At 68.7% G+C, this 23,280-nt stretch carries 27 protein-coding genes; 12 read left to right on the forward strand and 15 right to left on the reverse strand.

Translation table 11 applies throughout. From position 1 onward, the window contains the following. Positions 1-53: 53 nt before the first annotated feature. From ACSG06_RS13970 to ACSG06_RS13980, 3 genes are all read right to left on the reverse strand, one after another. Positions 54-494 carry a hypothetical protein gene (locus ACSG06_RS13970; RefSeq protein WP_440990895.1) on the reverse strand — a complete coding sequence of 147 codons (441 nt, stop codon included), beginning with the start codon at positions 492-494 and terminating at the stop codon, positions 54-56. Between the two features lie 81 nt (positions 495-575). Further along, positions 576-1,847: an amidohydrolase gene (locus tag ACSG06_RS13975; protein WP_440990896.1), complete on the reverse strand. Its 1,272-nt coding sequence runs from the start codon at positions 1,845-1,847 to the stop codon at positions 576-578. A 611-nt stretch (positions 1,848-2,458) separates the two neighbouring features. After that, on the reverse strand, positions 2,459-2,791 hold the full coding sequence (locus ACSG06_RS13980) for a 30S ribosomal protein S10 (protein ID WP_440990897.1): 333 nt from the start codon (positions 2,789-2,791) through the stop codon (positions 2,459-2,461). Positions 2,792-2,893: 102 nt separating this feature from the next. On the opposite strand from ACSG06_RS13980, the gene ACSG06_RS13985 reads away from it, so the two are divergent. After that, on the forward strand, positions 2,894-3,340 hold the full coding sequence (locus ACSG06_RS13985; RefSeq protein ID WP_440990898.1) for a bis(5'-nucleosyl)-tetraphosphatase: 447 nt from the start codon (positions 2,894-2,896) through the stop codon (positions 3,338-3,340). An 88-nt stretch (positions 3,341-3,428) separates the two neighbouring features. Here ACSG06_RS13985 and ACSG06_RS13990 read toward each other — a convergent pair whose 3' ends face one another. Next, positions 3,429-4,340 (reverse strand): alpha/beta fold hydrolase, encoded by a 912-nt coding sequence (locus tag ACSG06_RS13990; protein ID WP_440990899.1) that lies wholly within the window; start codon positions 4,338-4,340, stop codon positions 3,429-3,431. A gap of 85 nt (positions 4,341-4,425) precedes the next feature. On the opposite strand from ACSG06_RS13990, the gene ACSG06_RS13995 reads away from it, so the two are divergent. Next, a complete protein-coding gene (locus tag ACSG06_RS13995) occupies positions 4,426-5,085 on the forward strand; it encodes a helix-turn-helix domain-containing protein (RefSeq protein ID WP_440990900.1) in 660 nt (219 codons plus the stop codon). A 1-nt stretch (position 5,086) separates the two neighbouring features. Here ACSG06_RS13995 and ACSG06_RS14000 read toward each other — a convergent pair whose 3' ends face one another. Then, positions 5,087-5,722: an HAD family hydrolase gene (locus tag ACSG06_RS14000; RefSeq protein WP_440990901.1), complete on the reverse strand. Its 636-nt coding sequence runs from the start codon at positions 5,720-5,722 to the stop codon at positions 5,087-5,089. Positions 5,723-5,824: 102 nt separating this feature from the next. On the opposite strand from ACSG06_RS14000, the gene ACSG06_RS14005 reads away from it, so the two are divergent. Beyond that, a complete protein-coding gene (locus ACSG06_RS14005) occupies positions 5,825-6,886 on the forward strand; it encodes a DUF5787 family protein (protein WP_440990902.1) in 1,062 nt (353 codons plus the stop codon). Between the two features lie 506 nt (positions 6,887-7,392). Here the strand turns inward: ACSG06_RS14005 and ACSG06_RS14010 are convergent. Both ACSG06_RS14010 and ACSG06_RS14015 read right to left on the reverse strand, forming a co-directional pair. After that, positions 7,393-8,211, reverse strand: a complete 819-nt coding sequence (locus tag ACSG06_RS14010) for an Nmad3 family putative nucleotide modification protein (RefSeq protein ID WP_440990903.1) — start codon at positions 8,209-8,211, stop codon at positions 7,393-7,395. A 16-nt stretch (positions 8,212-8,227) separates the two neighbouring features. Further along, positions 8,228-8,734, reverse strand: coding sequence for a DUF5797 family protein (locus ACSG06_RS14015; RefSeq protein WP_440990904.1), 507 nt, complete (start codon positions 8,732-8,734; stop codon positions 8,228-8,230). A gap of 91 nt (positions 8,735-8,825) precedes the next feature. On the opposite strand from ACSG06_RS14015, the gene ACSG06_RS14020 reads away from it, so the two are divergent. From ACSG06_RS14020 to ACSG06_RS14030, 3 genes are all read left to right on the forward strand, one after another. Further along, entirely contained in the window at positions 8,826-9,095 is a 270-nt protein-coding gene (locus tag ACSG06_RS14020) for a DUF5789 family protein (RefSeq protein WP_440990905.1), read from the forward strand. A 90-nt stretch (positions 9,096-9,185) separates the two neighbouring features. Beyond that, positions 9,186-9,818 (forward strand): DsbA family oxidoreductase, encoded by a 633-nt coding sequence (locus ACSG06_RS14025; RefSeq protein ID WP_440990906.1) that lies wholly within the window; start codon positions 9,186-9,188, stop codon positions 9,816-9,818. Positions 9,819-9,890: 72 nt separating this feature from the next. Continuing rightward, positions 9,891-10,211 (forward strand): transcription factor S, encoded by a 321-nt coding sequence (locus tag ACSG06_RS14030; protein WP_440990907.1) that lies wholly within the window; start codon positions 9,891-9,893, stop codon positions 10,209-10,211. On the opposite strand, the gene ACSG06_RS14035 is transcribed toward ACSG06_RS14030, so the two are convergent. The 4 genes from ACSG06_RS14035 to ACSG06_RS14050 form a co-directional block, all read right to left on the reverse strand. Then, positions 10,208-10,597: a hypothetical protein gene (locus tag ACSG06_RS14035; RefSeq protein ID WP_440990908.1), complete on the reverse strand. Its 390-nt coding sequence runs from the start codon at positions 10,595-10,597 to the stop codon at positions 10,208-10,210. The two genes, ACSG06_RS14030 and ACSG06_RS14035, sit on opposite strands and share 4 nt — an antisense overlap. A gap of 75 nt (positions 10,598-10,672) precedes the next feature. After that, positions 10,673-10,864, reverse strand: coding sequence for a DUF7333 family protein (locus tag ACSG06_RS14040; RefSeq protein WP_440990909.1), 192 nt, complete (start codon positions 10,862-10,864; stop codon positions 10,673-10,675). 448 nt (positions 10,865-11,312) lie between these two features. Continuing rightward, positions 11,313-12,035 (reverse strand): hypothetical protein, encoded by a 723-nt coding sequence (locus ACSG06_RS14045; protein ID WP_440990910.1) that lies wholly within the window; start codon positions 12,033-12,035, stop codon positions 11,313-11,315. Positions 12,036-12,115: 80 nt separating this feature from the next. After that, complete coding sequence (locus ACSG06_RS14050) at positions 12,116-12,946, reverse strand: aldo/keto reductase (RefSeq protein ID WP_440990911.1); 831 nt, start codon at positions 12,944-12,946, stop codon at positions 12,116-12,118. A gap of 133 nt (positions 12,947-13,079) precedes the next feature. On the opposite strand from ACSG06_RS14050, the gene ACSG06_RS14055 reads away from it, so the two are divergent. Beyond that, positions 13,080-14,294, forward strand: a complete 1,215-nt coding sequence (locus ACSG06_RS14055; protein ID WP_440990912.1) for a DUF6498-containing protein — start codon at positions 13,080-13,082, stop codon at positions 14,292-14,294. Between the two features lie 47 nt (positions 14,295-14,341). Here ACSG06_RS14055 and ACSG06_RS14060 read toward each other — a convergent pair whose 3' ends face one another. Both ACSG06_RS14060 and ACSG06_RS14065 read right to left on the reverse strand, forming a co-directional pair. Next, positions 14,342-14,929 carry a DUF7110 family protein gene (locus ACSG06_RS14060; RefSeq protein WP_440990913.1) on the reverse strand — a complete coding sequence of 196 codons (588 nt, stop codon included), beginning with the start codon at positions 14,927-14,929 and terminating at the stop codon, positions 14,342-14,344. A 116-nt stretch (positions 14,930-15,045) separates the two neighbouring features. Then, positions 15,046-15,387 carry a glutaredoxin family protein gene (locus tag ACSG06_RS14065; protein ID WP_440990914.1) on the reverse strand — a complete coding sequence of 114 codons (342 nt, stop codon included), beginning with the start codon at positions 15,385-15,387 and terminating at the stop codon, positions 15,046-15,048. A 753-nt stretch (positions 15,388-16,140) separates the two neighbouring features. On the opposite strand from ACSG06_RS14065, the gene ACSG06_RS14070 reads away from it, so the two are divergent. Continuing rightward, a complete protein-coding gene (locus ACSG06_RS14070; RefSeq protein WP_440990915.1) occupies positions 16,141-17,073 on the forward strand; it encodes an ArsA family ATPase in 933 nt (310 codons plus the stop codon). Here the strand turns inward: ACSG06_RS14070 and gfcR are convergent, their stop codons facing one another. Both gfcR and ACSG06_RS14080 read right to left on the reverse strand, forming a co-directional pair. Further along, on the reverse strand, positions 17,074-17,721 hold the full coding sequence (gene gfcR / locus ACSG06_RS14075; protein ID WP_440990916.1) for a transcriptional regulator GfcR: 648 nt from the start codon (positions 17,719-17,721) through the stop codon (positions 17,074-17,076). Continuing rightward, a complete protein-coding gene (locus ACSG06_RS14080) occupies positions 17,718-18,788 on the reverse strand; it encodes a glucose 1-dehydrogenase (protein WP_440990917.1) in 1,071 nt (356 codons plus the stop codon). The genes gfcR and ACSG06_RS14080 overlap by 4 nt, the downstream gene beginning before the upstream one ends. 207 nt (positions 18,789-18,995) lie before the next feature. Between ACSG06_RS14080 and ACSG06_RS14085 the strand changes: the two genes are divergently transcribed. The 4 genes from ACSG06_RS14085 (at position 18,996) to ACSG06_RS14100 (ending at position 23,201) form a co-directional block, all read left to right on the forward strand. After that, on the forward strand, positions 18,996-20,246 hold the full coding sequence (locus ACSG06_RS14085) for an HAD family hydrolase (RefSeq protein WP_440990918.1): 1,251 nt from the start codon (positions 18,996-18,998) through the stop codon (positions 20,244-20,246). Positions 20,247-20,892: 646 nt separating this feature from the next. Continuing rightward, positions 20,893-21,147, forward strand: a complete 255-nt coding sequence (locus ACSG06_RS14090) for a hypothetical protein (RefSeq protein ID WP_440990919.1) — start codon at positions 20,893-20,895, stop codon at positions 21,145-21,147. Positions 21,148-21,343: 196 nt separating this feature from the next. Further along, positions 21,344-22,582, forward strand: coding sequence for a mandelate racemase/muconate lactonizing enzyme family protein (locus tag ACSG06_RS14095; protein WP_440990920.1), 1,239 nt, complete (start codon positions 21,344-21,346; stop codon positions 22,580-22,582). Positions 22,583-22,697: 115 nt separating this feature from the next. Continuing rightward, positions 22,698-23,201, forward strand: coding sequence for an acyl-CoA thioesterase (locus ACSG06_RS14100; protein WP_440990921.1), 504 nt, complete (start codon positions 22,698-22,700; stop codon positions 23,199-23,201). Positions 23,202-23,280: the final 79 nt, after the last annotated feature.

The raw sequence follows: 23,280 nt of genomic DNA on the forward strand, positions 1-23,280 counted from the left end.
AACAAAAAGGTTCGGCCTAAAATTAGGACGACTGCATGGGATAGAATGGCCGTTCAGCGGTAGCCGGTGCCGATGTCGGTGGCGTGCATCTCGGAGGTGTCCGTGCGGCTCGTGTCGAACGCCTCGCCCGCGGTGAGCAGGCCGACCGTGGCGAAGGCGTTGGCGATGCAGAGCACCAGCGGGACGATGCGGACGCCGACCGTGACGAGCGCGTAGCCCAGGGCGAGCGCCCAGGCGAGGTGGAGCAGGATGCCGGGCGCGCGCGCCCAGCCGTAGTGCTGGTGCACCGCGGTCGTGACGAACGTCTGCAGGAAGCCCGCGGCCAGCGCGACGCCGGCGAGCGTCCACGCGCCGTAGGCCGCCACGTATTCCATCCCCGGTTCCACGGCAAAGGGCCCCAGCGCGAGACCCACGACCACGAGGACCGAGGCCGTGAGGCCGCCGACGAGGACCGCCGTCGAGAGGCCGACGGTTCGAACAGCGTCATCTGACATTAATTTTGTGCAATGAGTGGGAATCAAATAATACTTTCGGAGGCTGTTTCGCGAAAGAATACTGGAAAGTAAGGCTCGCTGTCAGGGACGCTCGGCCGCGACCGTCTCGATGGCGCCGGCGAGCACGTCGACGCCGATCGGCAGGGAGTCCTCGTCCACGTCGAACGTCGCGGTGTGGTGGCCGCCGGGGTGGTCGGTGCCGATACAGACGTACGCTGCGAGGCCGCCGCGCTGCTGGACCGCCTGCATGAGGAACGTCGCGTCCTCGCTGCCGCCGAGGGCGTCCCGGTCGACCACGCGCTCCACGTCGGCGTTGCCGCCAGCGATCTCCCCGACGAGCTCGACGAGCTCCTCGTCGCTGCGGGCGGAGGGAGCCTCCCCGCCGACGCTCGTCTCGGACTCGCAGCCGTGCATCGCCGCCGCGTTCTCGATGACGCGGTGGGCGCGCTCGTCCATGTAGTCCTTCAGCTTCGTCGTCACGCCGCGGACCTCGCACTCCATGGTGGCCTCCTCGGCGACGATGTTCGTCGCGTTCGCGGCCTCGAGGTGGCCGACGTTGACCCGCGTCGCCCCGTCGGAGTGCCGCGGGATGGCGTAGAGGTTCTGGACGGCCGCCGCGGCGGCCTGCACCGCGTTCTCGCCCTCCTCGGGCTTCGCGCCGGCGTGGGCGGGCTCGCCGGTGAACCGCACGTCGATGTGCTTCACCGCGAGGAACTCGTCGATGCCACAGACCACCTCGCCGGTCGGGTGGTCGAGCCCGAGATGCAGCGCGAACAGGTAGTCCACGTCGTCGAGGTGGCCCGACTTCGCCATCGCCTTCCCGCCGCCGACGAGCTCCTCGGCCGGCTGGAAGAACACCTTCAGCGTGCCCGCGAAGTCGCTCTCCTTCACCGCCTCCAGTACCCCCAGCCCGATGGTGGCGTGGCCGTCGTGCCCGCAGGCGTGCATCGCGCCGGTCTCAGAGCGGAAGCCCTCCGCCGCCGGGACGTGTTCGTCGTCGGTGGACTCCTCGCGCGGGAGGCCGTCGATGTCCACGCGCAGGCCGACCGTCGGCCCCGGTCCCTGTTCGACGACCGCGACCGCACCGGTGTGGCCGCCCCGGAGCTGCTGGAGGACCCCCTCGTCAGCCCCGGCGTCGAGCGCCCGGTCGTACCACGATTCGAGCTCCGCCGACGGCGGCACGGCCATCCGTTCGTCGCTGTTCAGCGCCTCCGGGCCGACGTACAGCTCGTCGACGCCGATGGCCTCCAGTTCCTCGACGATGCGCGCCGTCGTCCAGAACTCGCGCCACGCCGGCTCCGGCTGCCGGTGGAACTCGCGCCGCAGCGCGACGAGCCTGTCTCGGTCTACCATGTCCGGCCCGACGCGCCCGAGGCACTTAACCGCGGAGTTGCCGCCGTCTGCTTCCGGGTGTGCCGTTGGACGCGATGCCTCGATGGTCTACGATTGGTGTCAACCCTGGCGGGCGACATCGCCCGATTATCCGGGTGGCGCGCGGCTGGCGAGACTGTGCGAGCGCAGCGAGCGCGTCGAGTCATCCGCGCGAGGGACGAGAGGCGCAGGGAGCGCTAGCGACTGAGCATCGCAGGAGGTTGGGGAGGTTCGAGGGCGGTTGCGGTGCTGTGGGCGGGACTGAAAGGGGCGAGCGTCTCGACGAACCCCGACGACGCAAGGACCGCAGGAACGAGGAGCGTGGTTCGAGAGAGCGAAGCTCTCTCGTCATCACCGGAACTCGGAGAGTTCCGGTTAGCAGCCAGAAATCTACGATTTCTGGTCACATCACGAAAGAGCGCGGAGCGCTCTTTCGAACGACAGCGAGTCGCGGGAGTCGAAACGCTCGGGGCTTTCTGGCTGTTGTCAGAGCCAGCTATTCTCCTCGATAAAGAGACGTTCTGGCTGTTCGCAGTCCTACAGTTCTCACCCGACGAGACAGTCCCGAGACAAAAGCAATCAGAGAGAACGGATTACGAGCCCTGCGACCGCACCTGTTCGACCTCGACGGCGACGTGTACCGAGTCGGGGAAGGGGGAGCCGGCGGCGATGTCGTGGGCGAGCTCGTCGTGCCCGACGATCTCGACCTCGCGCTGGTAGACGGTGTAGTCCCAGGCGTCGAACTGGGTACCGTCGTCGGTGGTCGGGCGTTTGTACTTCGGGACGCGGAGGCGCTCGGGTGGGGCGGAGTGCGGTCCTTTCATCTGGGCACCTTTGCGGGAGACGCGCTCGCGGATGTCCTCGACGACGCTGTCGAGGACGGCTCGGTCCCCGCTCTGGAGGGTGAGACGTGTGACGAAGCTCATTGTCGTATTGGTACTGGTCGCGGCTGAAGGTCAAAAACCCATTGAGACGCGTCGGCAACCGGTCCGATATTCTCTTAACTGGTGACCCTTTACAAAGGGGTAATGGCAGTCGAAGCTACGAGCGCAGGTGCCATCCTCTTTCGCGACACGCGGGGCCGGCGCGAGTACCTACTGCTAAAGAGCCGCCCTGGTGACTGGGAGTTCCCGAAGGGCGGTGTCGAGGGAGACGAAGAACTCCAGCAGACGGCTATCCGAGAAGTGAAAGAGGAAGCAGGCATCCACGACTTCCGTCTCATCGACGGATTCAGAGAAGAGTACGACTACGTCTTCGAGGCGGGTGGGAACACCATCCACAAGACGGTCCACCTGTTCATCGCCCGGTCGTTCGAGGCCAGTGCGGAGCTCTCTACGGAGCACCGCGACCTCCAGTGGCGGGACTACGAGCAGGCGGTCAACACCGTCACGCAGGACGGCCCACGCGACATCCTCGAGGACGCCCACGAGTTCCTGGACGAACTGGAAGCAGAGAACAAAACCGGCGACGACTAGTCGCCACCGGCTCCGCGAGCCGTCTCGCAATCGTCTCTCCCCATTCTACCCCCATCAGCGACGGCCCAGTCGCTGGCTCGGCTCGCTCTCACCCGGTACAGGCGTCGAGCAGCGCCGCGCGACTGTCCACCAGGGCGGTGGCGTGGTCCGCGTCCAGGACGGTCAGCTCGGCGGACGGAGCGGCGTCTACGACCCGGCGTGCATCCGCGAGCGGGACGTTCGCGTCGCGCTCCCCGTGCCAGCAGTGCAGCGGCATCGAGAGGGCCGACGGCCCGACGGGCCACGACTCGCCAAGCAGGCGCGTCTCGCGCACGAACCCCGCCCGCTGTGGGCCGACGCCGGCGACGAAGTCGCGTCGGACCGTCTCGGCCTGGGCTCCGGTCAGCGCGGCCGCGCCCTCGCTGTCGGTGTACTGGGAGACGACGACCGCCGGGGAGCCGCGGTCGGCGACCCAGGCCTGTCCGCGGACCAGTCCCGAGAGGAGTCGTGGCGTCCGGTTCGCCAGCGTGCCGAGCAGTCGCTGGACGGCCGGCTGTTCGGTCTGGAGTGACGGGGGCGCGACGCCGGAGACGCTGTGGAGCGCCTCGACCCGGTCGCTGTGGCGGCCGGCCAGCGCCAGCGCGACCGCCGCACCACCGGAGAAGCCGACGACGGGGGCGCTCTCGACGTCGGCGTGGTCGAGGACGGCGACGAGGTCGGTCGCGATGGCCGCGAGGTCGGCGTCGGGCGACGGGTCCGACCGGCCGTAGCCGGGCCGGTCGGGGGCCAGGATCCGCAGACCACGCTCGCGTGCTGGCTCGTGGTACAGCCGGCCGAGCACGCGCGAGCCGGGCGTACCGTGGAGGAACAGCGCGGGGTTGCCGTCGGCAGCTCCGTACTCTGCGTAGGCGATTGTGCGACCGTCGGGGGTGCCAGCCGCGACGGTGGCCGGCGGTGCGTCGGCCGTTCCGGCGGCAGCGTCGTCTGGTGGCGCGTCCTGCAGGTCGGGCGACGGGCTCATACGAACACGTTCCTCCCACACCGGCGAGGAGCTTGGGCCGCATGGATGCGGCGTTTTAACTGTCGGCCCGCGGAACCGTCCGACCGTGCGACGCGTCACCTTCGCTGTCGACTACCCGCCGTCGCTGGCGCACCCGATGCACCGACGGCTCGACGACACTCCCGGCGTCTCTCGAGCCGACCTGCTGATGTGGGGCCCGATGGACACCGTGACGACGCTGGCGTGGTACGATGGTCCCCCGGTCGCGGTCCGGTCGCTGCTCGACGCGGTCGAGAGCACCACCGCGGTCGACCTCGTCGCGGGCGACGGCGGCACCTACGCGTTCGTCCACCAGACCGAGTACGAGCTGGGCGCACCCGTGCTCGACCTCGTCGCCGAGTCCCGCGTGGTCTTCCTCCCGCCGGTCACGTTCGAGCAGGGTGGCCGGGCGCGCGTCGACGCTGTCGGGGAGCGCGAGTTCCTGGCGGAGTTCCACGCGAACCTGCAGGAGCACGTCGACGCGACCGTCGAGCGCGTCGCCGACTTCCGCCGCTGGTCGACGCCCGCGGTGGACGTGACGACGCGCCAGCGCGAGGCGCTCGCGACGGCTGTCGCGGTGGGGTACTACGACGTGCCGAGAACGGGCAGCGTCGCGGACGTGGCGGCCGAACTCGGCTGTGCGGCGAGCACCGCCGGGGAGCTGCTCCGGAAGGGCGAGGCCGCGCTGGTCCGGGGGTTCGTCGGCGAGCGACGCCGGCAGGGCTGAGCTAGCCCCGGAGTGTCCCACCGTCCGAAGCCAGGATCTCCGGCAGGTCGGCGAGCGACGAGATCGTCACGTCGGGCTCGCGGTAGGGCGTCTCGTCCTCGTCGTTCTCGACCCAGACCGACGTCATCCCGAGGCACTCGCCCATCATGAGGTCCTCGTTGTACTCGTCGCTGACGAACGCGACCGGCTCGTCGTCCTCGGACAGGCACTCGAGGTAGCCCCGCGGGTGGGGTTTCGGCCGCTGGATGTCCGAGGAGACGACCAGCTCGTCGAAACAGTCGAGGACGCCGTGCTCGGAGAGCACCGTCTCGACCCAGGGGTGCACCATGTTGCCGAAGAGGACGAGCGTGTGGTCGGCCGCGAGTGCTTCGAGCACGGCGGCGTGTTCCGCCGGGAACTCGGGGTCGAGCCACGTCGCATCGAGGTACTCGCGACACGCCTGGTCGGACGCCCCGGTGAGCGTCGAGAGGAGGTCGACGTACTCGGCAGTGCTCTGGAGGAAGCCGTCGCGGAACGCGAAGTAGGCGAGCCAGCCGGGGTACGGGTCGGTGTCGGGGTCGATGCCGAGGCGGTGCGCGTGCTCGCGCTCGTCGCCGTGGTGGACGATGACGTTGCCGTAATCGAGGACCAGATGCATGGGAATCACTCGAACTTCCCAGCCGATATTCAATCTGTCGGACCGCCGTCCAGTCGTGGCCGACCCGTAACGGCTTCGGTACTCGAACGCACAGAGGCGAGCATGCTCCCCGGCGAGGACACCGAGTTCGCGTTCGAGCTGCGGGTCTGTCGCTGGGCCGAGCGCGCGTGGGAGCCCGCCAGGGAGGACTCCGTCGTCGTGGTCGCGCGCCAGCTCGGTACCCGGGACCGGCGCTGGGACACCCTCGTCCTGGAGTGCGACCCCGAGGACCTCCGACAGCGCGCGCACTTCGGGCTGGACGCGCTGGACTCCGACCTCCTGCACGTCGTCCGGCACGCGCCCGAGAACTGGACGTACTACCGCGACGCGCTCCCGTATCCGGGCTACCCGTGGCGGTACGTCCGCGAGGCCATCCACACCGCCGCCGAACGTGGCGTCGTCGAGACCAGAAAGTCCGGCGGCCGCATCGAGGTCCGCCGGAAGTGGGAGTACCCCGAGTGGTGCCGGCGCATCGTCGCCGTCGAGAACAAGCCGGACCTCGACGCCAGCGCCGCAGACGCGCTCGTCTCGCAGCTGGAGTACGACGTGGCGCTCTCGCTCGCCGACGAAGCCTGGGTGGCCACGCGCGCGACAGGCGGCTCGGTCGAACCCGTCCTGTTCGAGAGCCTGCCCGTGCAGGCCGGCATCCTCACCGTCGCCGTGGGCGACGGCGACGGCACCCCGGCCTCCGACGCCAGCGTCGCCTGGCACGCGCGCTCGCTGGCCGTCGACGACCCCGGCACCCGGATCCTCGAACGCCCCGACGGCAACGACTTCGACGCCTCCGCCGCCCGGTTCGAGTACGCCGACCCGGCGTGGAAGGCCGACAAGCGCCGGGAGATCGCCGAGCGCGCCTACGCCCGCGGCTGGCGCTCCTACGTCGACACGATGCGCCCCGACTGCCGGCACTTCAAGCCACGTGAGGACGGCGCGCTGCTGCCCTGGTGCGACGCGAAGGGGCGCTGTCAGACCGCCGGCGAGTGCGCCGGTCGCTGCCCCGACTTCGAGCCCGAACCGCCCGCCTGGCGGACGAAGGGCTGGCCCATCGAGGGCGGCCCCGGCGCGGCGACGAAGCGACTGCTGGCGCGTCGGCGGCGGGGACGGCGGCCCGGGCTGGAGGAGTGAGTTTCGGCGCGTCGGCATCGTCATTTTCCACCGCCTGGCGCGCGGCTGGCGAGACCGCGACCGCAGGGAGCGTGTCTCGCCGACACTCGCGCGAGGGACGAGGAGCGCAGGAACGAGCACCGCAGGAGGCTGGGGAGGTATGAGGGCGGTTGCGGTGCTGTCGGGTGGGATTGAAAGGGGCGAGGTGCTCGGCGAACCCGGCCGACGCAAGCGACGCGAGAGCGAAGCTCTCGCTAGTCTGAGCGCGTAGCGCTCAGGCACCGCAGGAACGAGGAGCGTGCTCAAAAACGCGGAGCGTTTTTGGCATCACCGGAAATCTCCGATTTCCGGTTAGCAGACAGAAAGCTCCGCTTTCTGTCCACATCCAGCGAGAGCTTGCTCTCGCGCGACAGCGAGGCCTGGGAGCCGAGCACCTCGGGGCTTTCTGGCTGTTGTCGACACCATCGAGTCCACCGAGTATCGGGGCTTCCTTGCAGTTCACTACGCCAGTCGCCAACGGACCGAACTCACCACTCAAGCGCCCGTCGCCGGAACGTCTCGGCGTCCAGGTCAGAGACGATGGCGGGCTTCCGGATAATCCCCGCCTTCTCCGCCCGTTTCGAAGAAGCAGGATTATGGTCGGGCTTCGTCACGGCGAACCGACGGACGAACTCGTCGTCGAGGAAGTAGCCCCGCCGGTCGCCGTCGAACGCCGCAAACGTGCTCATGGGTTCGCCGACGCGCTCGAACAGCCAGCCCTCGTCGCCGTCGAGGAGGACGACGCGGCGGTCGTCGCGGTACGGCTGCCCATCGACGGCGCGCTTCGTGTGAGCGTTCTCGGGGTGGCGGGCCAGCTTCTCGCGCTTCGTCTCGGGGTCGTCGTCGGCCTCGACGACGGTCACCCGCGAGACGCGGAACCAGCCGATGAGATACCGATGTAACCGCCCATCCGAACCTTCCAGTCCGGCGTAGAACCCCACCGCATCGTCCCCGTCCGCGTCCAGTGCGGCGAGCCGGTTCACGTAGCCGGGGCGGTGCTCGCCGTAGGTCAGCGCGTCGAGGTTCGGGTCGTCGTGGGGCGGGTAGGCGGCGATTGCGTCGGAGTCCGTGATTTCGTCGCCGTCGCCGCCGGGGTCCGGTACCAGCTTCGCGAGCAGGTCGGCCATGGTGCCGTCGCCGTAGCGGAGCGGGCGGTCGCCATACGTTCGACTCTCGCCCGTCTCGCGGGTCTTCTCCGGGATGGGGACGTACTCGAACTCTCCGTCGGGGCCGACCGTCGGGACGCGGGAGTCGCGCAGCTCGACGTTGGTCGTGTCGGCACCGATGCCACAGCAGACGACGGTCATCGCGGGCCCGGCACGGCTACGAGTCGTTCACCGTGACGTCGAACTCGTCGCGCGCGACGGCGAGCCGGAACGTCGGCACGGTCGTGTAGACGACCTCGACGACGTCCTTGCGCCGGAGCGACTGGAGCGCGTCGCGCACGTCGTCCACGTCGGAGTCGATGTCGGCCTCCTCGCGCAGGGTCCGGAGCACGCTGACGACGCTCTGTCCGTCCTCGTCCGGCCCTGCGAGGTGGTCGAGGATGGCGGCCTGGAGTTCGGGTACCCGCACCGCGCTGGGCGTGCCGCCGGGCTCGTCGCCCGCGGTGACGCCGGGCTCGACGTCGACGAGTTCGGCGGCCTCCTCGGTCGCGCGGATGAGGCTGTTGTCGTCCCGGAAGTAGTACTCCTTCAGCTCGTCTTCGAGGAAGCTGTGGACCTCGCTCCCGCTCTCCATCCCCCAGCGCTCCTGCAGCTCGGCGTTCTTCGTCGGCTGGAGCTCGACGATGTCGGCCAGACGCTCGCGCGCCTCATCCGAGAGGGTCATTGCGCGTCGGTACGGTCAGCCGGTATTTGGGCGTTCTGTCTCCCGCTGGGTCGACACCACCCTCAAGAGGGCGGGCGTCGAACGGGCACACATGACACGGCGCGTGGAGTACGCACAGATCGAGGCGACGCTCGACGACCTCACATACCCGGTGCTCCGTGACGACGCGGCGGCCGACCTCGAGGACGTGACACTCGTGCTCGCCGAGGACGAGACCAACCTCGGGGTACTCATCTCGGAGACCGACAGCGATGCGTTCCGCAGCCGTGAGGACCTGGTCGTCGAGCTCGAGGAGTCCGTCGGCGTGGCACTCGACGAGGCCCGCGCGCCCGCCGCCGAGACCGACGGCGACGGGGAGTGACGCCGCCCCGGGCACGGTGCCGGGCGCGGTTGTCCGCAAACGACGCACGGTTGGGTCTCGTTTTTGACGGCCGGGCCCCTAGTCCGGTCTATGACACGCGAGCACGTCGATTCCGTGACGGTCTACGCCGACTACGTCTGTCCGTTCTGCTACCTCGGACGCCACGCGCTGTCGCTCTACCAGGACACCCGCGCGGAGCCGCTGCGGGTCGAGTGGCGCCCGTTCGACCTCCGAGCCGCTCAGCGCGGCCCCGACGGCGAGCTCGACCTGAGCGTCGACGACGGGAAGGACGAGGCGTACTACGAGCGCGCCAGACAGGGCGTCGAGCGCCTCCGCGAGAAGTACGGCGTCGAGATGACCGTCGACGTCTCCCGCGACGTCGACTCCCTGCAGGCGCAGCTGCTCTCGCGGTACGTCCAGGAGCGCGAGCCCTACGACACCTGGCGCGCGCTCGACGAGGCGCTGCTGGCGGCGCTCTGGCGAGACGGGCGCGACATCGGCGACCCGGACGTGCTCGTGGACGTGGCGGCGGAGGTCGGCCTCGACGAAGGGGTGGTCGAGACGGCACTCTCGGACGACGCGAACCGCGACGCGCTCGCCGAGGACTTCGCCGCCGCGAAGGCAGCGGGCGTCACCGGCGTGCCGACGTTCGTCCACGACGGCCACCAGGCCCGCGGTGCGGTCCCGCCGGAACAGCTCGAGCGCCTCGTCGAGGGCGTCTGAAGCAGTCGAACTGGTCAGGCGACCGGACAAGCGGGTCGCTTAAGTCCGTTCGACGGCGAACGGACGGGTACGATGGAGTTCTGTGACGAATGCGGTTCCATGATGAAGACGGAGGGCGACGAGTGGGTCTGCGGGAGCTGTGGCTTCTCGAAGACCCGCAACGCCGAGGCCGAACAGGCGATGATCACCACGCAGGGCCAGGAGGAGACCGAGGTCGTGGACGTCTCCGACGCCGAGAACAAGGGCCTGCCCACCACCGAGGCCCACTGCCCGAAGTGCGAGAACGACGAGGCCTACTGGTACATGCAGCAGATCCGCTCGGCCGACGAGTCCGAGACCCGCTTCTTCATCTGCACCGAGTGCGAGCACAAGTGGCGGGAGGACGACCACTAACCGTACACGAGCGTCCAGAGCGCCCCGAGTCCGCCGAACACCACCGAGGCGAGCACCAGCCCCGCCCAGTTGAACGCCCCCAGCGGGTAGCCCAGTCCGGGGCCGAGCAGCAGTAGTGCGACCGCGAGCAGCGCCGGCGCGACCGTCGCGACCGGCCGCCGTCCGTCCCGCCCCAGCCAGCTGATGGCGACGAGGCACAGCCCGAACGCGACGGCCAGCCCGTACACGACCGGGACGACGGCCGCGGGCTCCAGCCGCGACCCGAGGTCGGTCGTCACCGGCATCGCGAGGAATGCCAGTCCGAGCAGCCCCGACAGCGCGGCGAACGCTCGGCCGACGAGTTCGGGGTCGACGGGCGGCCCCGTGGCTTCGGTTGCGTCGCTCATGAGTGGCGTGTCGACGGGGTGGCAGGAATGGGTTTCGTTCCGCTCTCGCGACGGTTCGGCGGGCGAGGTCGCGGGTCAGTGCGTCGCCCGGTACTCGCCGTGGGCCACGCCGATGCCCAGGCAGATGAGCCCGAAGACGAGCATCGACGGCGTGACCATCATGAGCGTCGTATCCGTCGGCATCACCTGCATGGCGAGCAGTGCGCCCGTCCCGAGGACGATGAGCGCGATGAACGCTGCGGCGGTCTTCGTCTGGTCGAGTTCCATACCCGGGTGTGGGGACCGGAGATAGATAATCGGTGCGGAGCTAGCAATCGTCGGTGGTGTGTCGTTCGATGCTGCGTCGGTTGGTCAGAACAGCCAGAAAGCCCGACCGGTTCGATGGCTGCAACTCGCTGCGCTGCGGACCTCGCGTCGTCGAGGTTCGTCGAGCCGGTCGCCCCGTTCACTCCCGCACACAGCCACCGCTCCGCAGCCTCACACCTCCCCAGCCGATCCACTGCGAAAGCAAGCTCTTGCAAGCCTTCGGTCGCTTCGTCGCCGGCGCTCCGCGCCGGCTGCCGGCGGGACCTTCGGTCCCGCTCTGCTCCCGAAGACCTCGCGCGGAATGGCTCGATGCGTTCGTTTCACTCGCGCAGTCTCGCCAGTCGCGCGACGACGGTGGAACCTTTACGACAGGTGTACTCCCGGACGCCACAACGCCGTCGACAACCCGCTACTCGGTCGGCCGGACCAGATTGGCGAGCGTCACGAGCACGCCGAGCGCCCAGCCGATGGGCACGGAGACGCCGAGCCAGAGCAGCACGTAGGCGACGCCGGTGAGGTCGTACTCGGTGCGGAGGTACTCGTTGATGCCGCCGACGGCGAAGACGTTGTCGAGGAACCAGATGGCGAGCGACTCGCTCTCGGTGAACACGAGCTCGCCGAGCGCGGGCGAGTAGAACGCGGCGACGACCGGTGGGAGGAAGACGGCGGTCGTGGCGAAGGGGTAGGCGACCGCGACGGTGGTGCCCCGGCCGCCGACGCGGGCGAACCCGAGCGCGAGCGCGGTGGAGAGGGTGGCGACGCCTGCGGCGGCGGCGACGGCGAGGAAGCCCGTGAAGGTGAACCGGACCCACGCCGCCGCCGAGAGCGCGCCCCAGAGCAGGGCGACGAGGAGTACTGTGCCGACGACGCCGAGTGCGGACGAGAGGTCGTCCAGCCGGTAGGCGTTGTACCGGGCGACGACGCCCGCCAGCGCGAAGGGGTAGGCGAGCGCGACGAAGAGGGCGCCGACGGCCGCCCAGCCGTTGTACGCGAGCCTGTCGCTCGTCGTCTCGGGCTTCCACTTGCCGAGGACGGACTCGTCGGCGCCGCGCTGTCGCGGGAAGAAGAGCTCCATCCAGGTCTCGTGCAGTCGCTTCAGGTCGACGCCAACTGCCTCGACGAACCCGGCCATACCACCTCGATTCGGCCGCGCTGGGTTTTACTTTTCGGCTTCTCCGGGGAGAGTAACCCCCGACTATCGACCGTCGCCGCCTACCACGGCGCGAAGTCGGGGTCGACCTCGCGCTCGCGCTCGTCGATGGCGTCGATGGCCGCCACGTCCTCGTCGTCGAGGTCGACCGACAGCGACGTCCAGTTGTCGCGGATGTGGTCCTCGCCGGTCGCCTTCGGGATGGCGGTGACGCCCTTCTCGCGGAGCCACGCGAGGCTGACGGCGGGCTCGCTGACGTCGTGCTTCTCGGCGACGCGCTGGATCTCGGGCACGTCGAACACCTTCCCGCGGGCGAGCGGCGAGTACGCGACGACGTTCACGCCGGCCTCGTCGCAGTGTGCGCGGAGCTCGTCCTGCGGGAGCAGCGGGTGGCACTCGAACTGGTTCGCGAACAGGTCGGCGTCGAGCGTGTCGATGGCCTCGTCGACGTGCTCGGGCTCGAAGTTGGAGACGCCGACGCGTTTCACCGTGCCCTCGTCGACGAGCTGGTCGAACGCCGTGAGCGTGGGTTCGGGGTCGTACTCGCCCGACGGCCAGTGGACGTACAGCAGGTCGACGTAGTCGACGCCGAGCTTCCGGAGGCTCTCCTCGGTGCTCTCGAGGACGTCGTCGTGGGCGAGCTCGCTGATCCACACCTTCGTCGCGAGGAACACGTCGTCGCGGTCGACGTCGGCCTGTGCGATACCGTCGCCGACGGCTGCCTCGTTGCCGTATATCTGTGCGGTGTCGATGTGGCGGTAGCCAATCTCGAGGGCGGTCGCGACGCTATCGGCGCACTGCTCGTGGTCCTCGTTCTGCCACGTTCCGAGACCGAGCATCGGCATCTCGTCGGCGGTCGGGGCACTCGCGGGGCTGGCTGTATCCTGAGACATCGTATCCGAACGGAGGCGTGTGACGTGGAAAGGGGTTGTGGATGCGGCGAGGCGGTCGTCGCCACGGGCGATGCAAAAAACACGTGTACGGTGACACACGACAGGGAGACGAACCGCTCCCCGCCCGCCACCCATGCTCCGCCGAACCCTCCCCCCCTCCAGGCGACTGACGCTCGCCGGTATCGTGGCCGCGAACGCAATCCCGGTCGTCGGCGTACTCGTCCTCGACTGGACGGTCGCGACGGTGCTCGCGCTCTACTGGCTGGAGACGGGCGTCGTCATCGCCCGCGGCGCCATCGCGGGCCTGTTCGCCGGCCAGCCACCGGCGAACGAACCGGGCTCGGGGTCGTTCTTCGCCGAGCTCGGCGAGAAACGTGGGACAGTCCGGGCCCACCGCTCGCTCCCGCCGCTGTGCCCGCGGAACGCGCCGGCCGTCTGCGGTGCGCTCTGGCTCGTCGTGTTCGTCTGGCCGCTGACCGGTGCCGCACTCGGGCTGTACGTCGTCGACGTGGACAGCCTGCTCGCAGGGGGTACCGTCGGCCCCCTCGCGCTCGCCGCACTCGGCGCGCTCCTCGCGAACGCCATCGGGCTGGTCGAGGACGTCCGAAGCGGGGCGTACGTCGACCGGACCGTGCGGGCCGCCATCCCCCGCGAGCACGTCCTCGCGCTGCTCGTGCTGGTGCTCGCCGCCGGTCCGCTCGCCACCCCTGCAGCGGGGGCGACCGTGGCCGAGGCCACCGTCCTCCTCGTCACCGTCGTGGCGGCGAAGACGCTCGTCGACCTCGGCGGGTTCGTCGCCGCGACCGACGACCGACCGCTGGTCACACGTCTCCTCGCGACAGACGCCGCCGACGAGTCGCCGCGGACACCGGTCCCCGTCCCCGACGGCGACCCGACGGACCGCGTCCGTGCCGACATCGGCGCGGCCCGACTCCGAGGGGTGGTGTTCGGACTGCTCCTCGCCCCTGTCCCACCCTCGGGCCTGCTCGTGTTCGGCGTCACCTTCCTCGTCTGGGGGTTCGTCGGCGTCGTCGCCGCGCTCGCCGTCGGCGTGAGCCTCGTCGCCGCGACCGTCGTCGCCCGCGTCCTCGAGCAGGAGGTGCTGTTCGGACACCTCGAGTACCGCATCTACGACGAGGGCGTCGTCGCCTACGACCGCCTGCTCGACGAACCGCAGTGGTTCGTCCCCAGCCACGACATCGTCGACACCCGGACCAGCGACGGCCTGTTCGGGCATCGACTCGGCTACGGCACCGGGACGGTCAGGCTGCAGTGCCGGGACCGGGACGACACGCTGCTGGTGTTCCTGCCGGATGCGGAACGGGTGCAGGCGACGATCGGGTTGTGACGGCGCCGTCGCTTTCGGACCGTAGACGACGAATCAGGAGAAGAACCTCAGTCGCTGATGAACTTGTTGTCCCGCCAGTTGACGCCGCTGTTGGCGGCCTGGCCCTCGGAGCGCCCCTCGACGACCTCGATGGACGCCGGGCGGTCCTCGCCGTCGACGATGCGGGTCGCGTCGAGGTCGCCGTCGTGGGCCGTGATGGCGGTCAGCGTGCCCTTCTCGGCCTCCCGGGCGATGGCACACAGCACGAGGAACATCTCGTACTGGAGCAGCGAGTTCTGGAGCACCGTCTCGCGGTCACCCTTGAACGCCGCGAACTCGACGAGCTCGGAGGGGATCTCCTCCTCCTCTTCCTCGTCGCCCCAACGGGGGCCACGGTGCTGGTCCTCGGGTTCCTCCTCGTACACCCGGTTCTCGGTGACGCTGGCCTTCAGCTGTGCGGTGGGCGTGTACTTGCTCACCGATTTGTCGGCCGAGATCGCCTTGAGAATGAGGGTGTTGTTGCGTCGTGTGATGTCTACCGATTCGATACCGTCTGGAAGCTCCGGGTCGCTCGAGAGGAACTCTCGAACGTCTTCGAGGGGAAGTTCCAGTGTCGAATGGAGCCTGAATACCTGACCGGAGTTTTCTGCTGACATGGTAAATGGGGGTGTGACGACGTGTCCGCTGGCCGTTCGCTCGGTTCCTACTAGGGACGTTGCGCTTAAATGACCTGCTGTTTATTTCCTACCATTCCTCGGTAAATCTCGTCGGGTCACGCGTCGAGGGTCGATTCGAGCTCGCCGCGTTCGTCGAGTTCCGCGAGCACGTCGCTCCCGCCGACGAACTCGCCGTCCACGAACGTCTGGGGGATGGTCTCCCAGCCGGAGTGCTCGGACAGCGCCGCGCGGAACTCCTCCAGCGACTCGAGCGTGTCGACGGTCGCGAACTCCTCGCGGTGCTGGCCGATGAGCCCGAGCGCCCGGTCCGAGTAGCCACACTGGGGCATCATCTCCGTGCCCTTCATGAACAGGACGACCTCGTTCTCCTCGATGGCCGTCCGCACGCGCTCGTCGACCTCCTCCTGTGGGAGGCTCTGGTTCGGGTCGAATGTCATTGCGCTGGTGTAGGGGTGGCGTGCGGAAAGAAGTTGCGTCAGAAGGTGCGGGTGGTCTCGTGGGTGGTCGTGGTCACTGTCGGTGGCGGGGACGTTTTCGCTGGCGTGGGAACTGGCGGGGTTGCAAACGGCCAGAAAGCCCCGCTGTCTGTGAGAGCAACTGCTGCCGTGAACGGCCAGAAAGCCCCGAGTCGCTGGAGTCGGGGGACTCGCTGTCGTTCGAGAGAGCGAAGCTCTCTCGTGAGGTGGCCAGAAATCTACGATTTCTGGCTGCCTGCCGGACGTAGTCCGGCAATGACGAAAGAGCGCGGAGCGCTCCTTCGAACCACGGTCCTCGCTGCGCTGCGGTCCTTGCGTCGTCCGCCTTCCTCCAGCGACTCGCCCCTTTCAGTCCCACCCGCGACCGCACCGCACCTCGAACCTCCCCAGCCTCTTCGCTCGGTCACAAGCTCCCTCGCTCATCCACTGCGAGAGCAAGCTCTCGCAAGCCTCCGGTCGCTTCGTCGCCGGCGCTCCGCGCCGGCTGCCGGCGGGACCTTCGGTCCCGCTCTGCTCCCGAAGACCTCGCGCGGAATGGCTCGACGCGCTCCCTGCGCTCACGGGTCGCAGGCTCCCCGTTCGCAGTCGCGGTTCTCGCTCGCTAGCGCTCACTGCGAACCGCGCACCGCTCGCGCAGTCTCGCCAGCGCGCGCCGGGTGGAAGGGTGGGGTCGCGAATCCAGCCTACTTGTAGCTGAACCACCTACTGCCTCCCATGCCGAAGTTCGTGCTCTACGGCGGGAAGGGCGGGGTCGGGAAGACGTCGTGTGCGGCCGCGACGGGCCTCGAACTCGCCCGGCGCGGGGAGCGCACGCTGGTCGTCTCGACGGACCCGGCGCACTCGCTGGGCGACGCGCTGGGGGTCGAACTCGGGGGCGAGCCGACCGAGGTCGCGGAGAACCTGTGGGCCGTCGAGGCCGACCCGGAGGCGGGCCAGGCGCAGTACGAGCGGATCGTCCGCGCACTGGCGGCGGAGTTCCGGCGGGCCGGGCTCGACCTCTCGGAGGCGGACGTGGACCGGCTGTTCGAGGCGGGGTTCGTCCCGGGGAGCGACGAGGTGGCGTCGCTCTCGTTCTTCCTCGACTACGACGCCGACCGGTGGGACCGTGTGGTGTTCGACACGGCGCCGACGGGCCACACGTTGCGGCTGTTGACGCTGCCGGACGTGCTCGGCGAGGGGCTCTCGACGGCGATGCAGATCCGTGGCGAGGTGCGCCAGCTGGTCGACCGCGCGCGCAGCGTCGTCTTCGGCCCGGCGGCGTTCTGGGGGCGCGACGACGACGCCGAGGACATCGAGGCGTTCCAGGCGGACCTGCGCGAGGTGTCGGCACTCCTGCGGGACCCCGAACGGACCGAGTTCCGGGTGGTGCTGCTGCCGGAGACGCTCGCTATCGAGGAGACCGCGCGGCTGGTGGAGCGACTGCACCAGTTCGAGGTCCCCGTCGAGACGCTGGTCGTGAACCGCGTGCTGGAGTCGGCCGACGAGGACTGTGCGCGCTGTCGGGCCAGGGCCGAGAGCCACGAGCACCACCTCGACGAGATACGCGAGCGGTTCGACGGGATGGCGGTGCAGGTGCTGCCGGACCTGGGTCCGGAAGCCTACGGCGAAGCGGCGCTCGACGAACTCGCCGAGCGGATCGAGATCTGACTACTCGTCGCTGCCGACGGAGATGACCTGGAACAGCGAGTAGACGGGGACGCCCTCGACCTCGTCGAGTCCCTGCTTGTCGACCAGCACGCAGGCCGCGACGGGGTTGCCGCCCTCGTCCTGGATGGCCTCGATGGTCTCAGTCATCGTCGTCCCCGAGGTGATGGTGTCGTCGACGACGTAGCAGTCGCGGTCGCGGATCTGCGCGAAGTTGCGCGAGAACGAGCCGCCGACGTCGGTGTCGAGCTCGCCCTCGTCCCACTGGTGCTTGCTCGGCGCGTAGCTGGAGAGGTCGGTGTCGAGGTTGCTGGCGATGTGGGTCGCGATGGGTGCGCCGGCCTTCTCGATGCCGACGGTGAGGTCGACGTTCTCGCCCTGTTTCGCGAGCAGGTCGGCCATCGCGCTGGTGACGGCTTCGAGCCGGTAGCTGTCGCGGCCGACGGCGGACCAGTCGACGTGGATGTCCTGCGGGCCGCCGGCGGGGGCGGCCGTGTCGTTCGTGGCTGGGGTCGCGGCGCCGCCCGCGCGCTCGACCAGCCAGGAGGCGGTCTCGCGGGAGACGTTCAGCTCGTCCGCGATCTCGCCCTTGGAGTGGCCGTGCTCGGCCAGCTCCGCCGCACTCTCGATGAGGTCGTCGACGTTCTTCATATGGAGTCGAATTCGACCGCGGTTTTTATAGTGCTGTCGTCGGTCGCAAAAGCGGCGTCGAGTTCGTCGAGCCCGTACACGCCGGTGACGAGGTCGTCGACGCACGACTCCGGCAGCGAGTCGAGTCGGTCGATGGCCGTCCGGAAGTGCCCGACGTGGGAGTTGACGCTGCCGACGAGCGCCTTGTTGTGGAGGACGAACTCCCGGTGGAGACGGCCGCCGTCGATCTCGAACTCCCAGTCGGTGGGGACGCCGAGCAGCGCGCCGACGCCGTTGGGCGCGAGCGCGTCGATGGTGTCGAAGGCGTGCTTCGCGTAGCCGGTGGCCTCGTAGACGAAGTCGACGGGCTCGTGGACGGACGCGAACTCGGAGACCGGCGTCTCCCGGGAGTCGACGTACGTCGCGCCGAGGTCCTCGATGATGTCGATGCTCGGGTCCGGTCGGTCGCGCCGTCCGAGACAGTAGCACCGGTCGAACCGGTCGCTGCCCTCGAGCATCGCGAGCGTGAGGAGGCCCAGGCTGCCGTTGCCGAGCACGAGCGCGGAGTCGGGGTTCCAGTCGAACGCCGAGCGGCTCGCGAACGCGTGTTCGAACGCCTTCTCGGAGATGCTGATGGGTTCGGCGAGGAAGCCGAGCTCGGCCAGCTCGCGGGGGAGGGAGACGAGACAGTCCGCGGGGCTGGTGAAGTACTCGCTCATGAAGCCGTGTGCGCCGACGATACCGCGCTCGACGTACTCGCCGTCGGGGGCCATGTCGGGCTGGCCGCGTTCGAAGTACTCGTTCGTGCCACTCGGAGGTGCCCGCCGGACCGTCGGGACGACCACGTCGCCCCGCTCGAACTCGGTCCCGTTCGGGTCCTCGACGACGCCCACGGCCTCGTGGCCCAGGACGAGGTGGTCCTCGCCGTCGGGGTAGCCACCGTGGCTGCCCTCGATGACCTCGTGGTCGGTCCCGTCGATGCCGACCCGGAGCGTGCGGACGAGCGCCTCGCCCGGTCCCGGCTCGGGCCGTGGCTTCTCCACCACTTCGGGGTTGCTTCCGTCACGACGCACTGCGACAGCGTGCATGTCACCCTTAACGACCCCCTGCGACAAAAGATTTATTCTGTTGCGAGTAAAGTATTGGTCACGGTGGCCGGTCATCACCTGTGACACGAGCACGACGACGGTAGCACCCATCGCCACGCCAGTCACGGTCCGTGCCAACCGACCGGCCACCGTTCTCTCACCTCCCCGAATACCACTTTCATACCGCCTCGACCCAATCAGATTCACATGGAACGATACGACCTGCTGTACCGGCTGTACGACGAGTTCGACACGAAGACGCTCCGGGACTACCAGGAGTTCGTCGACCTCTTCCCGGCCGTCGACTCCCGCGTCGCCCTCGAGCACTGGCAGGACGCCAGCGAGGAGCTCGACACCCGGAAGGGCGAGATCCGGGACGCGTTCGTCCCCGGCGAGACGTTCGCCGAGGTCGCCGCCCACGCCACGCGCGACCAGGCGTTCACCGCGCTCGACCTCCTCTCGACCTACGGTCGGGCGATCAACGTGCTCGTGCTCGACGTGGACGAGACGTTGCGCTCCGCCGGGAACACCGACAACGAGATCCCACGGGACACGCTCCACCGGCTCACCGAGTTCCACGAGAGCGGCGTCCCCATCGTCATCTGTACCGGCCAGACCCTGGAGAACGTGAAGGGCTTCATGATCCAGGGCCTCGGCAGCGAGGTCGTCCACTCCGGCGACCTCAGCATCGTCTACGAGTCCGGCAACGGCGTCTTCACACCCGGCCACGGCGCGGAGACCAAGCGCCTGCTCTACGAGGGCCTCGACGAGTTCGTCCGCGAGGTGTTCGACGACGTGCGGGCCCGTGCCCTCACGGAGGCCCCCGAGGACGTCCGCCACGGCTGTCACCTCCAGGGCAACGAGTTCAACGTCACCCTCAAGCCCAACTACGAGACCGGCAGCGAGCGCGCCCGGGAGATCATCGACACCGCGCTCGTCTACCAGCTCCACCTCCTCGGCACCGCCGTCGCCCGCGCCGCCGACGCCGAGCTCGACGAGGACGACGCCGTGAGCTGGGCGCGCGCCTACTACGCCGACGCCGACCCCGAGATCCGCGGCGTGCTCGAACGCGAGGGCGAGTACGAGGCCCGAGACCTCGATTCGATCCCCGGCGTGCTGGCCGACGCCTTCGACCGCGTCGACGTCGCCTACTACGAGGCCGACGCCGCCGAGATCTCGAGTCTGGAGCTCAACAAGGTCGCCGGCGTCGAGGCCGCGCTCGACGTCCTCGGCGTCGACGACCCGTTCGCGCTCGTCATGGGCGACTCGAAGACCGACCTGCGCGTGATGCGCTGGGCCGAGGAGAACCACGCCGGCATCGCCGCCGCGCCCGACCACGCCTCCTCGGACGTGCTGGAGCACGTGCTCTCGACCGACGAGCTCGTCTTCGACCGCGGGAAGTCCGCCGAGTTGCTCGGGACCGCGTACGCGATGAACTGTCTCGCGAGCCTGGACTGAATTTCAGGTCTGGGTATTGCTGGTTGTGGTGGTTCTTCTCATCTGGAGCCTCGGCTGACTCGAACAGCCAGAAAGCCCCTTCGTCGGTCGTGTGATTCAACTCAGCCGATAACAGCCAGAAAGCCCCGAGGTTCTCGACCCCCGGACTCGCTGTCGCGCGAGAGCAAGCTCTCGCTGGATGTGGACAGAAAGCGGAGCTTTCTGTCTGCTAACCGGAAATCGGAGATTTCCGGTGATGCGAAAAACGCTCCGCGTTTTTGAGCACGCTCCTCGTTCCTGCGGTGCCTGAGCGCTACGCGCTCAGACTAGCGAGAGCTTCGCTCTCGCGTCGCTTGCGTCGTCCGGGTTCGCCGAGAACCTCGCCCCTTTCAGTCCACCCCGCCCGCACAGCACTGCACCTCAAACCTCCCCAGCCGACTGCGTCCCCGGAAATCGGAGATTTCCGGTGGGCTCACGAGACGCGAGCGTCTCGTGACCGCTCCTCACTTCGTTGCGGTGCTCGCCCCTCGCACGAGCGTCTGCGAACGGCCTCGCTAGCGCTCGGCACGTTCGCCAGCCGCGCGCCGAGGTGGAAGCCGAGCCATCGAAACGGGCTCACGGTCGACCACCCGAACAGTCAAATCCGACCCGACCGAACCAGCCGGGCATGAGCGACCTCTTCGGCTACATGCTGGGGTTCAAGCGGCTGCTCGCGACCATCGCGGGGCTGGGACTCCTCACGCTGGTGCTGCTCGCGCTGGTCGTCGAGGGACGGACGGCGACGGTCGCCATCTACCTCGTCATCTCCGGCGTGCTGTTGCTGGCGGGCATCGCCATCGTGTACCTTCGGGTCATCACGAAGGAGAGCTCGCAGATCCGCGAGCCGCCCGAGGAATGGGAGCGCCGCGAGCCGAAGGAGTAGGGAGAGTCGAGTGAGCGTCAGCGAACGAGATTCTCCGAGATGCGAGCGGGGCAAGCGACCCGCGAGCAATAGCGGTTCTCGCTGTGCTCACGGGTCGCAGGCTCCCCGTTCGCAATCGCGGTTCTCGCTCGCTGGCGCGCACTTCGAACCGCGCGCGGAGCAAAGTTTTACTAAGGAGCGAGTAAACACACTTGCCATGGGCATCGATTACACGCAGCTTCACGACCCGAACGCGGAGTACACGATGCGGGACCTCTCCGCGGGGACGATGGGCGTGACACGGGAGCGCGGCGGCGGCCGGGACGTCGAGATAACGGACGTACAGACGACGATGGTCGACGGGAACTTCCCGTGGACGCTCGTGCGGATCTACACCGACGCGGGCGTCGTCGGCACCGGCGAGGCGTACTGGGGTGCCGGCGTCCCCGAGCTCATCGAGCGCATGAAGCCGTTCGTCGTCGGCGAGAACCCTCTCGACATCGACCGGCTGTACGAACACCTCATCCAGAAGATGTCCGGCGAGGGGTCGGTCGAGGGTATCACCGTCACCGCCATCGCCGGCATCGAGGTCGCGCTGCACGACCTCGCCGGGAAGATCCTCGGGGTGCCGGCGTACCAGTTGCTCGGCGGGAAGTACCGCGACGAGATGCGCGTCTACTGCGACTGCCACACCGAGGCGGAGGCCGACGCCGAGGCCTGCGCCGACGAGGCCGAGCGCGTCGTCGAGGAACTTGGCTACGATGCCCTGAAGTTCGACCTCGACGTGCCCTCCGGCTTCGAGAAGGACCGCGCGAACCGCCACCTCCGTCCCGGCGAGATCCGCCACAAGGCCGAGATCGTCGAGCAGGTGACCGAGCGCGTGAAGGACCGTGCCGACGTCGCCTTCGACTGCCACTGGACCTTCTCCGGCGGGTCGGCGAAGCGTCTCGCCAGCGCCATCGAGGAGTACGACGTCTGGTGGCTGGAGGACCCCGTGCCGCCGGAGAACCTCGAGGTCCAGCAGGAGGTCACCCAGTCGACCATCACCCCCATCACGGTCGGGGAGAACCGGTACCGCGTGACCGAGGAGCGCCGGCTCATCGAGGAGCAGGCGGTCGACATCGTCGCGCCCGACATGCCGAAGGTCGGTGGGATGCGCGAGACCCGCAAGATCGCGGACGTGGCGAACCAGTACTACGTCCCCGTCGCGATGCACAACGTCTCCTCGCCGGTCGCGACGATGGCCAGCGCGCACGTCGGCGCGGCCATCCCGAACGCGCTCGCCGTCGAGTACCACTCCTACGAGCTGGGCTGGTGGGAGGACCTGGTCGAGGAGGACGTCATCGAGGACGGCTACATCGAGATCCCGGAGGAGCCGGGCCTCGGGGTCACGCTCGACATGGACGCCGTCGAGGAGCACATGGTCGAAGGGGAGACCCTCTTCGACGAGGCGTAGCGAGGCGGAGCGTCACCGACCCCGGTCCGGCGGTGGTCGACGGGAAGATAACCAATCTCACTTGACCTAATTCAACTTAGTTAGGGTTTTGTACCGTTCACGCGCAGTCCTCTCTATGCCAGAGCAGTGCGGCCGCGAGCCCACCCTTCGCGAGTCGTTCACAGAGATGAGCGAGATCCTGATGCCGAACAGCACCAACAACCTCGGCCGCGCCCTCGGCGGCGCGGTCCTCCACTGGATGGACATCTGCGGGGCCATCGCCGCACGGCGGTTCTCGCAGCGCCAGGTCGTCACGGCGTCGATGGACCACGTCGACTTCATCGCACCCATCGAGCTCGGCGACATCGTCACCGTCACGGGCTACGTCTTCGACACCGGCCGGACCAGCATGGACGTGAAGGTCGACGTGCTGGCAGAGCGGCCGAGCCAGGGAGAGACGGCCGAGACGGCGAGCTCGTTCTTCAGCTTCGTCGCGCTCGACGGCGAGGAACGACCGACCGAGATCCCGTCGCTCCGATGTCCGTCCGCAGAGCAGCGGGAACTGCGTGACGAGGCGCTGGCGGCCCGACGGAGACGGCGGCAGGAGCTCGCGGTGGCGGGCGGGACGGAGACAAATTAGTTTGCATTAGTTCAACTCTGTTGGGGAAGATTTATCCGGGGCGGCTCTGACAGCACATATTGCGACTGCCCCGCCCCGT

This window comes from Haloarchaeobius baliensis, from assembly GCF_052060055.1.
In the GTDB taxonomy this organism is placed as follows: Archaea; Halobacteriota; Halobacteria; order Halobacteriales; family Natrialbaceae; genus Haloarchaeobius; species Haloarchaeobius baliensis.

What these genes read in the sequence shown, in the direction of transcription:
- ACSG06_RS14085 (WP_440990918.1), top strand. Translation starts at nt 18,996, where the DNA reads ATGGAACGATACGACCTGCTGTACCGGCTGTACGACGAGTTCGACACG.
- ACSG06_RS13970 (WP_440990895.1), bottom strand. Translation starts at nt 494, where the DNA reads ATGTCAGATGACGCTGTTCGAACCGTCGGCCTCTCGACGGCGGTCCTC.
- ACSG06_RS13990 (WP_440990899.1), bottom strand. Translation starts at nt 4,340, where the DNA reads ATGAGCCCGTCGCCCGACCTGCAGGACGCGCCACCAGACGACGCTGCC.
- gfcR (WP_440990916.1), bottom strand. Translation starts at nt 17,721, where the DNA reads ATGAAGAACGTCGACGACCTCATCGAGAGTGCGGCGGAGCTGGCCGAG.
- ACSG06_RS13980 (WP_440990897.1), bottom strand. Translation starts at nt 2,791, where the DNA reads ATGAGCTTCGTCACACGTCTCACCCTCCAGAGCGGGGACCGAGCCGTC.
- ACSG06_RS14065 (WP_440990914.1), bottom strand. Translation starts at nt 15,387, where the DNA reads ATGACATTCGACCCGAACCAGAGCCTCCCACAGGAGGAGGTCGACGAG.
- ACSG06_RS14000 (WP_440990901.1), bottom strand. Translation starts at nt 5,722, where the DNA reads ATGCATCTGGTCCTCGATTACGGCAACGTCATCGTCCACCACGGCGAC.
- ACSG06_RS13975 (WP_440990896.1), bottom strand. Translation starts at nt 1,847, where the DNA reads ATGGTAGACCGAGACAGGCTCGTCGCGCTGCGGCGCGAGTTCCACCGG.
- ACSG06_RS14015 (WP_440990904.1), bottom strand. Translation starts at nt 8,734, where the DNA reads ATGACCCTCTCGGATGAGGCGCGCGAGCGTCTGGCCGACATCGTCGAG.
- ACSG06_RS14020 (WP_440990905.1), top strand. Translation starts at nt 8,826, where the DNA reads ATGACACGGCGCGTGGAGTACGCACAGATCGAGGCGACGCTCGACGAC.
- ACSG06_RS14045 (WP_440990910.1), bottom strand. Translation starts at nt 12,035, where the DNA reads ATGGCCGGGTTCGTCGAGGCAGTTGGCGTCGACCTGAAGCGACTGCAC.
- ACSG06_RS13985 (WP_440990898.1), top strand. Translation starts at nt 2,894, where the DNA reads ATGGCAGTCGAAGCTACGAGCGCAGGTGCCATCCTCTTTCGCGACACG.
- ACSG06_RS14040 (WP_440990909.1), bottom strand. Translation starts at nt 10,864, where the DNA reads ATGGAACTCGACCAGACGAAGACCGCCGCAGCGTTCATCGCGCTCATC.
- ACSG06_RS14090 (WP_440990919.1), top strand. Translation starts at nt 20,893, where the DNA reads ATGAGCGACCTCTTCGGCTACATGCTGGGGTTCAAGCGGCTGCTCGCG.
- ACSG06_RS14035 (WP_440990908.1), bottom strand. Translation starts at nt 10,597, where the DNA reads ATGAGCGACGCAACCGAAGCCACGGGGCCGCCCGTCGACCCCGAACTC.
- ACSG06_RS14050 (WP_440990911.1), bottom strand. Translation starts at nt 12,946, where the DNA reads ATGTCTCAGGATACAGCCAGCCCCGCGAGTGCCCCGACCGCCGACGAG.
- ACSG06_RS14060 (WP_440990913.1), bottom strand. Translation starts at nt 14,929, where the DNA reads ATGTCAGCAGAAAACTCCGGTCAGGTATTCAGGCTCCATTCGACACTG.
- ACSG06_RS14010 (WP_440990903.1), bottom strand. Translation starts at nt 8,211, where the DNA reads ATGACCGTCGTCTGCTGTGGCATCGGTGCCGACACGACCAACGTCGAG.
- ACSG06_RS14005 (WP_440990902.1), top strand. Translation starts at nt 5,825, where the DNA reads ATGCTCCCCGGCGAGGACACCGAGTTCGCGTTCGAGCTGCGGGTCTGT.
- ACSG06_RS14030 (WP_440990907.1), top strand. Translation starts at nt 9,891, where the DNA reads ATGGAGTTCTGTGACGAATGCGGTTCCATGATGAAGACGGAGGGCGAC.
- ACSG06_RS14080 (WP_440990917.1), bottom strand. Translation starts at nt 18,788, where the DNA reads ATGCACGCTGTCGCAGTGCGTCGTGACGGAAGCAACCCCGAAGTGGTG.
- ACSG06_RS14095 (WP_440990920.1), top strand. Translation starts at nt 21,344, where the DNA reads ATGGGCATCGATTACACGCAGCTTCACGACCCGAACGCGGAGTACACG.
- ACSG06_RS14070 (WP_440990915.1), top strand. Translation starts at nt 16,141, where the DNA reads ATGCCGAAGTTCGTGCTCTACGGCGGGAAGGGCGGGGTCGGGAAGACG.
- ACSG06_RS14100 (WP_440990921.1), top strand. Translation starts at nt 22,698, where the DNA reads ATGCCAGAGCAGTGCGGCCGCGAGCCCACCCTTCGCGAGTCGTTCACA.
- ACSG06_RS14055 (WP_440990912.1), top strand. Translation starts at nt 13,080, where the DNA reads ATGCTCCGCCGAACCCTCCCCCCCTCCAGGCGACTGACGCTCGCCGGT.
- ACSG06_RS14025 (WP_440990906.1), top strand. Translation starts at nt 9,186, where the DNA reads ATGACACGCGAGCACGTCGATTCCGTGACGGTCTACGCCGACTACGTC.